The sequence below is a fragment of the Streptomyces sp. NPDC097981 genome (assembly GCF_040302565.1).
GTDB lineage: Bacteria > Actinomycetota > Actinomycetes > Streptomycetales > Streptomycetaceae > Streptomyces.
In genome coordinates this window covers 14,137-28,035 of sequence record NZ_JBEORW010000063.1, presented here as the reverse complement: position 1 = coordinate 28,035, position 13,899 = coordinate 14,137, and the positions used below count along the sequence as shown (strand labels likewise).

Annotated in this window: 13 protein-coding genes and 3 pseudogenes; 8 read left to right on the top strand and 8 right to left on the bottom strand. The window is 69.6% G+C overall.

The window, feature by feature from the left end; all coding sequences use genetic code 11:
- Positions 1-208 precede the first annotated feature (208 nt).
- A pseudogene (locus tag ABTY04_RS36625) lies at positions 209-381 on the top strand (IS5/IS1182 family transposase); the annotation flags it as partial.
- A gap of 137 nt (positions 382-518) precedes the next feature.
- Here ABTY04_RS36625 and ABTY04_RS36620 read toward each other — a convergent pair.
- The 3 genes and pseudogenes from ABTY04_RS36620 to ABTY04_RS36610 form a co-directional block, all read right to left on the bottom strand.
- Positions 519-1,283, bottom strand: coding sequence for a maleylpyruvate isomerase family mycothiol-dependent enzyme (locus ABTY04_RS36620; RefSeq protein WP_352217760.1), 765 nt, complete (start codon positions 1,281-1,283; stop codon positions 519-521).
- Between the two features lie 56 nt (positions 1,284-1,339).
- A pseudogene (locus tag ABTY04_RS36615) lies at positions 1,340-1,624 on the bottom strand (transposase); the annotation flags it as partial.
- Positions 1,625-2,204: 580 nt separating this feature from the next.
- Entirely contained in the window at positions 2,205-2,333 is a 129-nt protein-coding gene (locus tag ABTY04_RS36610) for a hypothetical protein (protein ID WP_352217759.1), read from the bottom strand.
- A 5-nt stretch (positions 2,334-2,338) separates the two neighbouring features.
- Here ABTY04_RS36610 and ABTY04_RS36605 point away from each other — a divergent pair, with 5 nt between their 5' ends.
- The 5 genes and pseudogenes from ABTY04_RS36605 to ABTY04_RS36585 form a co-directional block, all read left to right on the top strand.
- Positions 2,339-2,923 (top strand): DinB family protein, encoded by a 585-nt coding sequence (locus ABTY04_RS36605; RefSeq protein ID WP_352217758.1) that lies wholly within the window; start codon positions 2,339-2,341, stop codon positions 2,921-2,923.
- Positions 2,924-2,956: 33 nt separating this feature from the next.
- The gene (locus ABTY04_RS36600; RefSeq protein WP_352217757.1) at positions 2,957-3,388 is read left to right on the top strand and encodes a transposase; all 432 of its coding nucleotides are present in this window, start codon (positions 2,957-2,959) and stop codon (positions 3,386-3,388) included.
- Positions 3,321-3,731: a VOC family protein gene (locus ABTY04_RS36595; protein ID WP_352217756.1), complete on the top strand. Its 411-nt coding sequence runs from the start codon at positions 3,321-3,323 to the stop codon at positions 3,729-3,731. The genes ABTY04_RS36600 and ABTY04_RS36595 overlap by 68 nt, the downstream gene beginning before the upstream one ends.
- 126 nt (positions 3,732-3,857) lie before the next feature.
- Positions 3,858-5,045 (top strand): IS701 family transposase, encoded by a 1,188-nt coding sequence (locus tag ABTY04_RS36590; protein WP_502996793.1) that lies wholly within the window; start codon positions 3,858-3,860, stop codon positions 5,043-5,045.
- 416 nt (positions 5,046-5,461) lie between these two features.
- Positions 5,462-5,928, top strand: a pseudogene (locus tag ABTY04_RS36585) (transposase); the annotation flags it as partial.
- Here the strand turns inward: ABTY04_RS36585 and ABTY04_RS41325 are convergent.
- Both ABTY04_RS41325 and ABTY04_RS36580 read right to left on the bottom strand, forming a co-directional pair.
- The gene (locus ABTY04_RS41325; RefSeq protein WP_502996792.1) at positions 5,862-6,101 is read right to left on the bottom strand and encodes a hypothetical protein; all 240 of its coding nucleotides are present in this window, start codon (positions 6,099-6,101) and stop codon (positions 5,862-5,864) included. The pseudogene ABTY04_RS36585 and the gene ABTY04_RS41325 sit on opposite strands and share 67 nt — an antisense overlap.
- Positions 6,102-6,435: 334 nt before the next feature.
- Positions 6,436-6,978: an MOSC domain-containing protein gene (locus ABTY04_RS36580; RefSeq protein WP_352217755.1), complete on the bottom strand. Its 543-nt coding sequence runs from the start codon at positions 6,976-6,978 to the stop codon at positions 6,436-6,438.
- 464 nt (positions 6,979-7,442) lie between these two features.
- On the opposite strand from ABTY04_RS36580, the gene ABTY04_RS36575 reads away from it, so the two are divergent.
- The gene (locus ABTY04_RS36575; RefSeq protein WP_352217754.1) at positions 7,443-7,991 is read left to right on the top strand and encodes a hypothetical protein; all 549 of its coding nucleotides are present in this window, start codon (positions 7,443-7,445) and stop codon (positions 7,989-7,991) included.
- A 145-nt stretch (positions 7,992-8,136) separates the two neighbouring features.
- Here the strand turns inward: ABTY04_RS36575 and ABTY04_RS36570 are convergent, their stop codons facing one another.
- Positions 8,137-9,474, bottom strand: a complete 1,338-nt coding sequence (locus ABTY04_RS36570; protein WP_352217753.1) for a carotenoid oxygenase family protein — start codon at positions 9,472-9,474, stop codon at positions 8,137-8,139.
- Between the two features lie 2 nt (positions 9,475-9,476).
- Positions 9,477-10,757, bottom strand: a complete 1,281-nt coding sequence (locus ABTY04_RS36565) for an MFS transporter (protein ID WP_352217752.1) — start codon at positions 10,755-10,757, stop codon at positions 9,477-9,479.
- Between the two features lie 135 nt (positions 10,758-10,892).
- Here ABTY04_RS36565 and ABTY04_RS36560 point away from each other — a divergent pair, with 135 nt between their 5' ends.
- Positions 10,893-13,556, top strand: a complete 2,664-nt coding sequence (locus ABTY04_RS36560) for an ATP-binding protein (RefSeq protein WP_352217751.1) — start codon at positions 10,893-10,895, stop codon at positions 13,554-13,556.
- Here the strand turns inward: ABTY04_RS36560 and ABTY04_RS36555 are convergent.
- On the bottom strand, positions 13,518-13,892 hold the full coding sequence (locus ABTY04_RS36555; protein ID WP_352217750.1) for a DUF2255 family protein: 375 nt from the start codon (positions 13,890-13,892) through the stop codon (positions 13,518-13,520). The two genes, ABTY04_RS36560 and ABTY04_RS36555, sit on opposite strands and share 39 nt — an antisense overlap.
- Positions 13,893-13,899: the final 7 nt, after the last annotated feature.

Genomic DNA, 13,899 nt, shown 5'->3' with positions numbered 1-13,899 from the left:
CCTACCTCGATCAGCACGAGATCCCCCGGCCGAAGTCCTGGCGCACCCTGGGCACCTGACCCCGGCGACTCCAAGATCCCCGACACAGTCAAGCTTAGACCGACCGGCAAATGGTGGGTGGGGCAGCCCAGGCGGGCTCGAACGCAAGGCAGGCACGAGCCTGAGGGATCATGGAGTTCTTGACGCTCTGTGATCACCCGGAGGGCTCGTGCCTGCGGTCCCAGCATGCCTTTCGGAACCCCTGTGGGACCGCTTCGCCGCTCTGCTGCCGTGCGGAAGGGATACGCCGAGAGCCATCCGCTGGGTTGCCACCGGCGACGGATTCCAGACCGGACCGTCTTCGAGTACATCGTGCTCGCGCTGGTCCACGGCTCTGGCTACGCGTCGTGGACGTCCACCTCTTCCTCGCCGCCACTCTCGTCAGGCTCCGCATGCTCATCCGACGCTCGACGAGCCGCTACCGCTGGAACGGCCGCCCCACCACCCGACGCCTCAAGTGATCCATCTGCCGGTCGGCCTCAGCCCCAGTCCTGCAGCTGCTGGAGCAGGTCGGCGTCGCCCTCGATCCGCAGCGAGCAGGCCGGGATGCGCATGTACATAAGCAGGGCCATCTCGCTCGCCGTGCCGTAGATGGCGGCGGTGGGCTTGCTCTCGGCGGCCTCCGCCGCGGTGAGGCGGGTGAAGCGGGAACCGGCGGCGTCCACCGTCTGGCGCCAGGAGCCGGCCTCGGCTGCGTGGTAGTCCATGGTGGCGGGCTCGCCCGGCCACGGGACCGTGCCGGTGCAGACGGTGGCGAGGAACTCCTCGATGGCGTCGACCGCCTCGGTCGTCGGCAGCTCCTGCGGGGTACCGGAGGCCAGCTGGGCGTCGTAGGTGTGGATCAGCGATTCCGGGACGCGGCGGCGGGCGACGGCGGCCACCGTGTGCGGCGAGGCCAGCGGCTCCCACCAGGCCCAGCAGCCCCGGTCCGGGCCGGCCTCGCGCAGAGCAGTGAGCAGCTGCTCCGTCGAGTCGGCCAGCCAGGTTATGAGCTCCTCGCGCTCTCTGGGCGCCGCCAGCCCGTCCTTGCTCGGCCGTTCGTCGCCCGGCGCGGTGTTCAGCACGATGTAGGCCCAGAAGCGGTCCCCCTCACTGAGGTGGTTCGCCAGGTCGTACAGCGTCCAGCCCGGGCAGGACGGGACGTCGGCGTCGAGGCTGGGGGCCGCGGCGACGGCGGCGCGGAACGCGGCGGAACGCTCGTCAATCATCCGCAGCAGGGTGGGGAAGTAGAGATGATCAGTCACGCGGACCTTGTATCACCCGGACCGGGACTCTCGCACTCGATTAAGAAGTCATCTCATTAGGTGAGTCTGCGGTAGCAGATGAGGGTGCAGGCGATGCTGGTGAAGGCGAGGAAGTGGTCAGCTTTGCGTTCGTAGCGGCGGTGGAGGCGGCGGCAGCCTGCGAGCCAGGCCATCGCGCGCTCGATGGTCCAGCGGTGGCTGCCCAGCCGCTGCGAGGACTCGATTCCCTTGCGGGCGATGCGGTGTGTGATGCCGCGTCCGCGTAACCATTTCCGCAGGTGGGCGTAGTCGTAGCCCTTGTCCGCGTGGAGCTTGCCGGGCTCATGCCGCGGACGCCGACGGCACAAGGATCGCGAAACCGTCCACGCCCAGTACACGTGACCCGACGCTGGCACAACCGGCCGGCCCGCCTCGCGGACACCAACCCACCACCCGCCCAAGGCCGATCCTGGGCGCTGACCGGCCGCGATCCAGTCACCTACCCCGAAACCGTCGCCCTCGCCCGGCACCTCGCCCGCACACCCCACCCCCAGGCCGACCGCGGCTTCCTCGACCACACCGCGAAAGCCCTCGGCCTGGGTCGGCTCGTACTCCCGCCCCACGACCTGCTCTGGGCGGGATCCACACCACGCAGCAACGCCCCCGACACGTCTACCTATAGACGGGCCATTACACCTGCACAAAAACCAGAACGCCTACGCACACCTGAAAAACCCGGCCAACCCGAGAAAACACCAGGCCACCACCCCCGCCTGGCAACCGCCAGCACCGCCCATCAGACAGCCCCGACCACCACAACGGACACCCAGCGACCCGCACACCGGCCAATCAACCTGCACACCCACCCAGGTGACAACACCGACCCAGGCACTACATCAACGGCCCGTCACACCAGCTATCGGTGGTCACTGGGAGGTTGTCTCACGTGGCAAGTTTCGCGAGCTTCTTGTAGCAGGTCAGGGCGGCGGCCATGGCCAGGCCTCGGCTCTGCCAGTCGTTGCGGACCATGTACTGGATCTTGAGACCACGAACAGCCCATGGCAGGCTCATGCCGCATGATCGATGAATTCGCGAAAGACAACCTGCACGGGAGACTGCGGCGGGACCGCGAGGCGCTGCTCTGGAAACTCGACGGCTTGTCCGAATACGACGCCCGCCGACCTTTGACAGCGACCGGGACCAACCTCCTCGGCCTGGTCAAACACGTGGCCACCGTCGAGGCCAGGTACTTCGGCGAGGTCTTCGACCGCCCTTCCCCGGAACCGCTGCCCCGGTGGCAGGACTACAACGGCAGCGATCTGTGGGCGACCGAGGACGAGACCCGCGATCAGATCATCGGGTTCTACCGGCGCACGTGGGAACACTCGGACGCGACGATCAACGAGCTTCCCCTCGACGCCCGCGGCCACGTGCCGTGGTGGCTGGAGCCTTATCCCAACACGAACCTGTTCGCCGTCATGGTCCATGTCCTCGGCGAGTCCATCCGGCATACCGGGCATGCCGATATCCTGCGCGAGGGCCTCGACGGCCGGACCGGGGTGCGCGCCGAATACGAGAAGCAGATCGACGAGGAAGCCCGTGCGGCCTACTGCGCGAAGATCGAGCGGGCCGCCAGGTCGGCGGCACCAATCAAGGCTTAGAGGTTGTCTCACGTGACGTGATGTTCGTGCGGCATGACGCCGGTCGTGGGTGCTGATCCATCGAAGCATCTGGTGCCTGATGAACTCTGGGAGCCGGCCGCCCCGTTGCTGCCGTCGTTCGCTGCTCGTCCGCAAGGTGGTGGGACCGCTCCGTGTGACGAGCGGGCCGTGTTCACGGCAGTGGTGTACGCGCTGACCAGCGGCTGTGCCTGGCGGCATCTGCCGCCGACGTTCGGCACGTCGCCCGCCACCGTGCTTGGCGGGGCCACCCCCGGGGGGTGCCGCCAGCGGCGGCACCCCCCGGTTTCCGGGCCGCGTGAGCACCCCGGGAACTGGCAGGAACGGCTGGGGCCTGTCTCAAACTCCGGCTCTTTTGATCTTGTGGCAAGATCGCGGGATGCTACGACTAACCGACTTCATCATCGATTGCCCGGACACGATGAAGCTGGCAGCCTTCTACTCTGAGGTGACGGGGCTCCCAGTCAAGGAGGGCAGTGACGAGAACTGGGCCGGTATCCAGTTCGGCGAGATCGAACTGGCCTTCATCCAGGTGGAGGACTACCGCGCCCCGCAGTGGCCCGACAGCGAGCACCCCAAACAGTTCCACCTCGACTTCGAAGTCGACGACATCGAGGCCGAACAGCGCCGCGTCCTGGCCCTCGGCGCGACCCTGCAGCGGGACTGCATCGGCCCCAACGGCTACGGCTTCCGCGTTTACGCCGACCCCGTCGGCCACCCCTTCTGCCTCTGCCGCAACAAGGGTGTCATCTGGACCGATCAGGGCCTCATCTGGCCCAAGCACGACTAGTACTCCAGCAGGATTTCGCTGCCTGACCTGGTCTTTCGCCGGGTGGCGGGAGTGTAGCGGGACTTCGATCGTGCGGGGGCGGTCTCACGGAGACCGCCCCTCGATCGTGCGACAACGCCGCAGGTAATGACAGCAGCGGGGCAGCCTCCGAGGGTGATCACCGAGTCTGCCGCCGCGCAATGGGACCTCGAACTGGATGACCTCTTCCTGACCATCGGGCACCGCTTCGGCCGAGTTGAGCTCCGCCGCCGGATGCGGGACTACGTGCGCGGGCTGCTCGCCCCGGTAGCCCGTAAGAACAGCTGGCAGCTGGCCGAACAGGCCGGCCACTCCACCCCTGACGGCCTGCAGCACCTCCTCGCCGGATCGAAGTGGGAGCCCGATGACATCCGCGACGACCTGCAGGAATACGTTGCCGACAAGCTCGGCGAGGTCGACGGTGTCCTGATCATCGACGACACCGGGTTCATCAAGAAGGGCACCACCTCCGCTGGGGTCCAGCGCCAGTACTCCGGAACCGCCGGCCGGACCGAGAACTGCCAGATCGGCGTCTTCGCCGCCTACGCCACCACCCGCGGCAGGGCTCTGGTCGACCGAGAGCTCTACCTCCCAAAGTCCTGGACCGAGGACCGGGAACGCTGCCGCACCGCAAGGGTCCCCGACGAGCGGGAGTTCGCCACCAAGGGCGAACTGGCCCAGCACGGTCAGGACAATCGATTCCGCCGGCTGCTGGAGCAGTCGGGTGTCGGCTACGTGCTGGCCGTCCCCAAGTCCCAGTTCACCGTGGGGTGTTCACGCATAGAGGTTCTGTTCGCGCAGGCCCCGGACGAAGCCTGGGAGAAGATCTCATGCGGCGACGGCGCGAAGGGGCCCCGCGTCTACCACTGGGCAGCCGTGCGTTTGCCGGCCGTCGCCGAGTTCGACTATCAGGGCGAGGTCCCCCACCGGATGCGGTGGGCACTGGCCCGGCGCAGCATCAGCAAGCCCGACGAGATCGCCTACTACCTCGCCTACGCACCCCTTCAGGTCACCGTCCAGGAGCTGGTGCGGGTTGGCGGGGCACGCTGGGCGATCGAGGAATGCTTCCAGGCCGCAAAGAACGAATGCGGCCTGGACCAGTACGAAGTCCGCCGCTACGTGGGCTGGTATCGGCACATCACTCTGGCCATGCTCGCCCACGCCTTCCTGGCCGCCACGGCACACCAGCCCCGGGAAAAGGGGGCGGAACAGGTGGGACAGCCGGGGTCATCGAGCTCACAGTGGCGGAGGTTCGGCGACTCCTGGCAGCTTGTCGTGCCCGGCCCCCGCACCTGAGAGGGCACCGAGGACGACACCACGCGCTGAGCTGGTCGAACTGGCGCCGTCGACGCCAAGCAGTCGCCCGCCGCTGTCACTACCTGCGGCGTTGTCGCACGATCGAGGGGCGCTCTCCATAAGACTGCCCCTGCACGATCGAAGTCCCGCTACACTCCCGCCACCCGGCGAAAAACGCAGGTCAGCGACCCAGGGCGGCTTCGCCGCCCGCCGTGGGGTACGCAAATCGAAGGCGCCAGGGCCTTGGTGACCTTGGAAGCGATCTATTTGCGCGTCAGGCAGCGAAATCCTGCTGGAGTACTAGGGCCTGTGTGATGTCGTGATCAGCTTCTGAGTTCTTCACTCTTCGCGGAGTGGGATCCGGTAGGACTGTGGTCGTGACACGCAGGCAACTCACCAATGCTCAGTGAAAGTTCATCGGGCCGTACCTGCCGATCGGCAGGTACGGCCCGTACCCGCAGCGGTTGCGGGAGCAGTTCGAGGGTGTGATCTGGCGGTTCCGGTCCAGTGCCCAGTGGCGGGAGATGCCTGCCGAGTTCGGTCCCTGGGCCACCGTCTACGGACGTTTCCGGGTGTGGCGGGACGCCGGCGTCTTCTCCGCCCTGCTGGAAGGCCTGATCGCCGAGGGTGCCCGCGTGGGAAGAACGAACTTGTCGCCGGTCGGCGTGGACTCCACCACGGTCCGCGCCCACCATGACGCCGCCGGGATGCGCGTCAGCAAGCACCTCATGGAAGCCCTGGAAGAAGCCGCGCAGGAGCAGGAAGCAGCCCGAGAAAAAGGTGCGGGAAGGAAGAACAGAACGGACAGGTCGAGCGTCAGCGGATCCGGCGCAGGCGCAAGCTCCGCCTGAAGGAGGCCCTGCTCGGACGCATCGCGCCGGGCCACAGGGTGCGGCCCTGCTGATCGCTGATGGTGGTGGTCTTGATGGTGTTCTGCCTGCGCTTGCCGGAGACGAAGGCCCGCCTGCCAGGCCGGTTGGCCCTGGGGCGCCGGACCTGGGTCTCGGTGCCGTCGATGCGCAGGCTGATGCTCTCGGCGGCGGCGTGGGCGAACACGTCCTCCAGGGTGTGCAGTCGCCGGCCCGGACCGGTCGGGGACCCACCTCGTAGATCACGCCGAGAGCCTCGTGGGTGGGGCCGGTGCGCAGGTGAACCAGGGTGGCCGGCAGCCGGTCGATGAAGACGAGTTCGTGCCTCGGGGCCGGCTCCGGCATGCCGTCGGCGCGCGCCCCGGCGCCGTTCGTGCCGCGCGGACTCGCAGTGCGCTTCCCAGCGCGGCGCGAGTTCTTCGGTCAACTCGCCGAGATGTTGGCGTGCGACGCCGCAGTGATCTTCACACCTCAAGAACCCGCGCAGCCGTCGTCATGTCACCGGCTGCCCGGGAAGCTGGTCAGACCCGGTCCAGGGGTCGGTGCGGACCGCTGGGAAGTTCCATTTCGACCGTGTCGCCAGGGCGCACCACACCGCCTTCCCTCACGATGCTCATGATTCCGGCTCTGCGCACGATGTTCCCCGCCTCGTCACGGCCGACGACCTGCTTCAGCAGCCCGTCCTGGAAGTTGTCGATCTGCAGGCAGGGATTGCGGAGGCCGGTGACTTCCAGGACTGCGGAGTCGCCGATGCGCAGCAATGTGCCGACCGGCAGGCCGAGCAGATCGATGCCGCGCGTGGTGATGTTCTCGCCGAGTTCGCCGGGCGCCACTTTGAACCCTTCTTCGCCGACGTCGGCGAAGAGCTCTTCATGAATGAGGTGGACCTGGCGCAGATTCGGCTGGGTGGGATCCTGCGCGACGCGCGAGCGGTGCTTGACCGTCACACCGGCGTGCACGTCCCCCTCCACACCAAGCCCTGCGAGCAATCTGACGCTGTCCCGGCTCGGCTTGGTGAACGAGTACTCCCCGTTGCTGCTGACCGCCGTCACTCTCCCGCTCATGCCTCTGAACCCCCTCGTCGGTAACCGTGATCAGCCACGAGCCTAGCCCTGGCCCCTCAAGGCACAACATCCACGATCAATCGCGGGCAATCCTGGGGTCTCTCTGGGCGGCGTCTCATGCTTCATCGTCAGGGAAGACTGTGTCCGCGATCTGCACAAGCTGATCGTCATTCAGCTGCGCGGGAACCCACCCACGGAGCCGTGCGTGATCAACGAATCGGTCGTCGAGGGGAACGTGGTGCCACAGTCCGCGCCGCCGCCACGAGAAGCAAAGGCCCACAGACGGCCCCACAGCAGAGTGCACGCCCGTCTGTGGGTGCGGGTCCACTCATCAGCTGATCAGCCAGGTCACCATCGGCCTGCAGGGCGCCGCTAGTCTTCCGATCATGGCCTTGCGACCCGATGAGTTCTACGACCACGCACGTGCGGCTGCGGATGATGAGCTTCGGCTTCCATTGGCACGGATGACCGGATGGGACATCAGCCCGTTCGAACCGGAGGGACTTCGTGTCGCGCCGCTGCGCCCGCCCGTTCTGCCCGAGCCCGGGCGGCACGGTGAGGACCCGGCGGACTGCGACGTGTGCCGCGCCAGAGACGAAGGCATCTGGTTCAACGACCGGTGGCGCCTGGCCCGGATACCGGGCGTCGGTGTGCCACTGGTGCTGATGCTCTACCCACGCGACCACTACGACATGGCGGATCTGCCCGATGAGCTGGGCGCCGAACTTGGGGTGCTCACCACTCACATCGTCCGCCACGTGCAGTCGCTGCCTCACATCTCCCGGGCCCACGTCTACCGGTTCGGGGACGGAGCCGCACACCTGCACCTCTGGTTTTTCGCCCGGCCCGAGGGGCAGGCCCAGCTATTCGGGTCGTGGATGCCCGTCTGGGACGACCTGCTGCCGGAGTACCCGGCGGATGTGGCCGATGCAGACGCAGCCGCCGTCGCTGACGCTCTGGTTGCCTCGTACGGAGGTCGTCGCTCCGCCGCCGACGAGCAGAGGCACATCTGACTTCGCGCCTGCAGCGGGCCGGCTCAGGACGTGCTTGATGCGCCGTCCTCATGAGACCTCTGAGGGGCGGGTCTTGCCGGTTTCCCGGTGGTGGAGCCCGGGCCGCCGTGTGGGGGATCACGGCGGCCCGGGCGGCTTGGGTGGGTCAGGCAGGCAGTTCGGCGTCGGGTATCCAGTGGCCGTGGATGCCGGCGGGGACCCTGCGGGGGAGTTCGACGGCGGCCACGGTGCTCAGGTCGCCCGCGTCCAGGACGAGCAGCTCCGAGGCGTCGGCCTTGAGGTCGCTGACGATGGTGAGCAGGTAGCCGTCGTCCTCGGCGGTCCCGCCGTCGGCGGGTGCGAAGACGGCCTCGCCGGGCATCCGGGCCTCGCCGTGGGCGAAGAGCTTCTGCTCGCCGGTGCGGGTGTCGAATTTGGCGGTGTGGTAGCCCGACAGGCCCGCGCCGGGGAAGGCGATGGCGTAGCTGTAGCGGTGGTTCGAGCCGGTGTAGGCGTCGTTGATCGACGGGAACTCGGTCACGAGGTCGCCCAGGGACTCGGTGGTGACCTTGCCCGTGGCCGGGTCGACGATCCAGCGGTGGAAGGTCGTGCCGGTGGCGGGGCTGGTGCCGTAGCCGGGGGCGCCGGTCCACCACTTCCACGAGCTCTCCCAGGCGGAGCGGTCGAAGCCCGGTGCTTCGAGGACGATCCGGCCGCGTGCGTCGGTGTAGGCGTTGGAGACGTGGAGCAGGGCCGCTTGGTCGGGGGCCTCGAACCAGGTGGGCTTGCCTCCGGCGCGGGGCATCACGCCGATGCGCAGCGGGACGTCGTCGTGCCAGCGGTAGGGGATGCCGGACTGCTCGGCGTGGTCGAAGACCACCGGCGAGTCGATGAAGACGACGTGCTCGCGGGTGATGGCGAAGTCGTGCATGAGCGACGGGCCGGCGCCGTCGACGATCTGCGACCTGACGATGTCACCGGAGGCGTCGGCCACGTAGTAGGTCAGGTACGGCGGGAAGGGGCTGTAGCTGAAGAAGTGCAGTTCGCCGGTCTCCGGGTCCTCTTTGGGGTGGGCGGTCATCGCGCTGGTGAGCTTGCCGCCGAAGTCGTAGACGCCGATCGTGTCGAGGTCGGCGCTGACTTCCCAGGGCAGGTTGGCCTCCTGCAGGGCCAGGTAGCGGCCCCCGTGGAAGATGATGTTGGTTGCGGCGGCGCTGACTTCGAGCTCGGTTCCGGTGAACGGCACGCCGTCCAGGAAGGGGGTGCGCACCCAGCGGTTGCGGTACCACTCGGCCCGGCCGTCCTTGAGGCGGACACCGTGGATCATGCCCTCGCCGCGGAACCAGTGGCTGGGGGTGATGCCCGGCTTGGGGTTGTGGCCGTTGCGGAAGTAGCGGCCGTTCAGCTCGGGCGGGAGGGTGCCGCGCACCTTCAGCTCGCGACCGGTGATCTCGTCGGGGACGGGGGTGAAGTGGCCGGTGGTGTACGGCTTGTCCAGGGTCATGGTCACGCCTTTCGCGTTGAGAGAGCCGAGATGAGCAGGGTCAGGGCGGCGCAGGCCAGGAAGGCCGCGCCGGAGGAGGGGAACAGGACCAGGAAGGACAGGCCGATGGCTCCGCCGATCTGCCGGGCGGCGTTGACCAGCCCGCCGGCCAGGCCGTTGTCGGCGGCGGGGACGCCCGTGGAGGACATCGCGGTGAGCCGTACGAAGGCCACCCCCAGCCCGGTGCCGATGAGGAGCGTCGGACCGAGCAGGTTCACGAGGAAGGTGCCGTCGGCCGGGGTCGTGGACAGCCAGGCCAGTCCGGCCGCGAGGACCAGCAGGCCGACGGGGAGCACATGGCGGCCGGAGACCTTGCCGGTCGCCCACGACGAGAGGGTGACCATGAGGGCGAGGGGGAGTTGGGTCAGCCCGGCTTCCAGGGGCGAGTAGCCGAGGGCGTGCTGCTGGTAGAGGGGCAGGAAGTAGAACAGTCCGAGCCAGACCGCGCCCAGCAGGGCCATCAGCACGTTGGGCACCGCCACCACGCTCATGCGCGCCGGCAGCAGCGGGTCGGCGGCTCGGCGCTGGAGCACCGCGAACAGGCCGAGCAGCGCCAGACCGAGCACGGCCAGCGGCCAAGGCCCTGACAGGCCGTAGGTGAGTGCGACCAGCCCCGCCGTCACCGTCACCGTGCCCGGCGCGTCCGGGCTTCCGCCGCGTGGCCGGTCGGCGCCGACCAGCAGCCGGGTGGCCACCAGCACGGCCAGGGCGAAGGGCACCATCACGACGAACACCGCGCGCCAGCCGAACAGGCTGGTGAGCAGCCCGCTCAGCAGCACGCCCGCCGCCCCGCCGGCCCCGGAGACCGCACCCCACACGCCGAGCGCGGTGCCACGCTGCTCCTTGCCGGGATAGAGCGTCAGCACCAGGGCGAGCGCCGTGGGTGCCAGCAGTGCGGCCCCGATTCCCATCACCGCCCTGCAGGCGATCAGCACGGTCGCCGTGGGCGCCAGCGCCGCGCCCAGGGAGGAGAGGGCGAACAGGCCGATGCCGAGCAGGAACACGCGACGAAGGCCGTATACGTCGCCTGCCCGCCCGCCCGGCAGCAACAGGGCGCCGAAGGCCAGTACGTAGGCATTGACCGTCCACGCCTGGCCCGTGTCCGACAGTTCGAGTCCGGCCCGGATCTGGGGCAGGGCGACGTTCACGATCGACGTGCTCAGCACGACCAGGAACTGGGCCGTGGCCAGGACCGCCAGCGGTATCCATCCGGTTGTCGTCCGTTGCGGTGCGGTGCGGGTCATGTCCCGACACTCGCAGCGGGAGCCTCCCGCTCGCGTCGGTGGTCATCGCCTATAGGACTGCCTACGGCGGACCCTTGGGTGACGGGGGCCGGCCTCGGATTCCCCTGCGGCCCGTGACCGCATAGGTTTTCGGGCATGCCCGAGACACACACGGATGCGCTGGTCGGCCGTCAGGACGAGATACGCCGGCTCGACGCCCTGCTTCAGGCGGCGCGGGAGAGCCGGGGCGGCGCCCTGGTCCTGCGCGGTGAGGCGGGCATCGGCAAGAGCGTGCTGCTGCGGCACTTGGACGAGGCCGCGACCGGATTCCTCGTCATGCGGGCGTCCGGTGCGGAATTCGAGACGGAGCTGCCGTTCGCCGCGCTGCACCAGTTGCTCGCGCCCGTCACCGACCGGCTGATGGCGTTGCCCGCGCCGCATCGCAAGGCGCTGGAGATCGCTTTCGGCCTCGACACCGGCACACCCGATCCGTTCCTGGTCGGCGTCGCGTCGCTGGGACTCCTGGTGGAGACCGTGCGGGAACGTCCGCTCCTGTGTGTCGTCGACGACGCACAGTGGCTCGACCGGGCGTCGGCCAAGGCACTGGCCTTCCTGGCCCGCCGGGTCTCGGCCGAGTCGATCGCCCTCGTGTTCGCGGTGCGCGAGCCGAGCCGCCTGCCCGAGCTGGACGAGCTGCCCAGCCGTTCGCTTCAGGGGCTCGGCGCATCGGATGCCCGCGCGCTGCTGGCCGCGGCGATCCGCGCCCCGTTGGACGAGCGGGTGCGCGACCGCATCCTGGCCGAGGCGCGCGGCAATCCCCTCGCGCTGGTGGAGCTTCCCAGGACCGCCGGACTCGCCGGGATGGCGGGCGGGTTCGCCCAGCCCGACTCGGTACCCGCAGTGATCGAGCAGAGCTTCCGGTCCCGGCTGGAACTGCTGCCGCCGGCGGCCCGGCTGCTGGTGACCGTCGCCGCCGCCGACCCGATCGGCGACCCCGGCCTGCTGTGGCGCGCGGCGGAACTCCTGGGCATCGACGCGGCTGCCGCCGCGGAGTCCGCGCCGCTGGTCGAGTTCGGCACCCGGATCCGGTTCAGCCACCCCCTCGCGCGTTCGGCCGCCTACAGCACTGCGGCGCCGGAGGAGCGGCGCAGGGCGCACGAGGCGCTGGCCGCCGTGACCGACCCGGTCGCCGATCCCGACCGGCGGGCCTGGCATCGCGCGCAGGCCAGTGCCGGTCCGGACGAGCAGGTCGCCGCCGAGCTCGAAGCCTCCGCCCATCGCGCCCGCGAACGAGGAGGTGTCGCGGCGGCGGCGGCCTTCCTCGAACGCTCGGCCGCGCTCACGATCGGTCCGGTCCAACGCGCCGAGCGGGTCCTCGCCGCGGCCGAGGCCAAGCTCTCGGTGGGTGACTTCGATGCGGCGGCCGGACTGCTCACCACCGTGGCGACCGACGATCCGGGCCAGGACGCCAGGGCCGACCTGCTCCGCGGCAGGCTGTCGTTCGTCCGTCGCCGGGGAGACGAAGGCCCCACGGAGTACCTCCTGCGTGCCGCCGCACGGCTGGCGGCCACCGACCCCGCCTGGTCACGGGAGTGCTATCTGGACGCCATGGAGATGGGTGTCCTGCTCGGCGGCCTCGGCCCTGTGGTGGACGCCGTCGCGAAGGTCCCGCCGTCGGGTGAGCCGGTGGCCGGCGCGGCGGCGGTCCTGACCGGCCTCACCAGCCTGGTCGGCGCCGGGCATCGGGCGGCCGGGGAGCTCCTGAGGCCGGTCGTCGGCGACGCCGGGCACGAGGTGTGGGCCAGGCGGCCGTCACTGGGCTTCATGGTGGGCACCGAGCTGTGGAACCGCGACGCCATGTACGGCATCGCCACGCGTGCCGTCGCGGCCGGCCGGGAGTCGGGCTCCTTCCACGTGCTGCCCATCGGACTGGCCATGCTGGCCGCCGTGACCGCGCACGCCGGCGACTTCGGTGCCGCGATGGAGCTGATCTCGGAGGAGGAGGCGATCGCCGACGCCACCGGCGCGGCGCCGCTGGTCTACCCGCGCCTCCACCTGGCCGCGTTGCGCGGGCGGCGGGGGGACGCCGCCGAACTGTTCGCGTCGGTGGATCAGCGGATGACCCTCAGCGTGCAGTGGGCGACGGCTGTTCTCGGCAATGGCCTGGCCGATTACCCGGCCGCGCTGAAGGCGGCGAAGCAAGCGGTCGAGTACGGCGCCGTCGGCACGTCGAGCCTCGCCCTGCCCGAGCTGGTCGAGGCGGCGATGCGATGCGGCGAGACCGAGGTCGCCGCCGCAGCCCTCGCGTCCCTCCGGGAGCGCACGCAGGCGGGCGGGCACGCGTGGGGCCTCGGCGTCGAGGCCTGTGCGCGGGCTCTGGTGACCGAGGACGAGTCCGCCTACCAGGAGGCGATCGGCCTGCTCGACGACAGCGCTCTGGTCGTCTACCGTGCCCGGGCACAGCTGCTGTACGGGGAGTGGCTGCGCCGCCAGGGCCGACGGCGTGACGCCCGGTCCGCGCTGCGGCCGGCGCACGAGTCGCTGTCCGATCTCGGTCTGGAGGCGTTCGCCGAGCGCGCCGCAGGCGAACTCCGCGCCACGGGCGAGCAGGCCCGCAGCCGCGCGTCGAAGGCGTCGGACCAGCTGACGATGCAGGAGGTGCACATCGCACGCCTGGTCGCCGATGGCGCCACCTCCAAGGAGGTGGCGGCGAAGCTGTTCCTCAGTCCTCGGACGGTCGACGCGCACCTGCGCAACATCTTCCGCAAGCTCGGGCTCACCTCACGCAGGCAACTGCGGGACCTGCCCGACATCCGTTAGCCGCATGGTGGTGGCCGCGGCCTCGGGCCCGTTCATCGACTCCACCGGGCCGGGCCAGCTCGACCCGTACTTGGCCCGGTAGGCACCGGAGACCCGCTGGACGAGTCCGAGGCCGTCCACCGGCCGGAGGGTGACGGACATCCGGACCCCGGCCACCTCCACCTCGGTGTCCGCATCCCGCAGTACCCGTCGGTACCAGGCACTGCGCCGGCCGAATGCCGAGCGGACATACGCCTGCCCGCCCAGCACCACCAACCAGACCGTCCTGGCCGACCACCGGCCGTCCGCATGCCGTACCCACAAGACGATCTCCGCGCAATCCGTGTAAGCGTTCACGGACCAA

Coding starts and splice junctions, on each gene's coding strand:
- ABTY04_RS36610 (WP_352217759.1), bottom strand. CDS start 2,333: ATGAGCCTGCCATGGGCTGTTCGTGGTCTCAAGATCCAGTACATGGTC.
- ABTY04_RS36605 (WP_352217758.1), top strand. CDS start 2,339: ATGATCGATGAATTCGCGAAAGACAACCTGCACGGGAGACTGCGGCGG.
- ABTY04_RS36600 (WP_352217757.1), top strand. CDS start 2,957: ATGACGCCGGTCGTGGGTGCTGATCCATCGAAGCATCTGGTGCCTGAT.
- ABTY04_RS36595 (WP_352217756.1), top strand. CDS start 3,321: ATGCTACGACTAACCGACTTCATCATCGATTGCCCGGACACGATGAAG.
- ABTY04_RS36590 (WP_502996793.1), top strand. CDS start 3,858: ATGACAGCAGCGGGGCAGCCTCCGAGGGTGATCACCGAGTCTGCCGCC.
- ABTY04_RS36580 (WP_352217755.1), bottom strand. CDS start 6,978: ATGAGCGGGAGAGTGACGGCGGTCAGCAGCAACGGGGAGTACTCGTTC.
- ABTY04_RS36575 (WP_352217754.1), top strand. CDS start 7,443: ATGACCGGATGGGACATCAGCCCGTTCGAACCGGAGGGACTTCGTGTC.
- ABTY04_RS36570 (WP_352217753.1), bottom strand. CDS start 9,474: ATGACCCTGGACAAGCCGTACACCACCGGCCACTTCACCCCCGTCCCC.
- ABTY04_RS36565 (WP_352217752.1), bottom strand. CDS start 10,757: ATGACCCGCACCGCACCGCAACGGACGACAACCGGATGGATACCGCTG.
- ABTY04_RS36560 (WP_352217751.1), top strand. CDS start 10,893: ATGCCCGAGACACACACGGATGCGCTGGTCGGCCGTCAGGACGAGATA.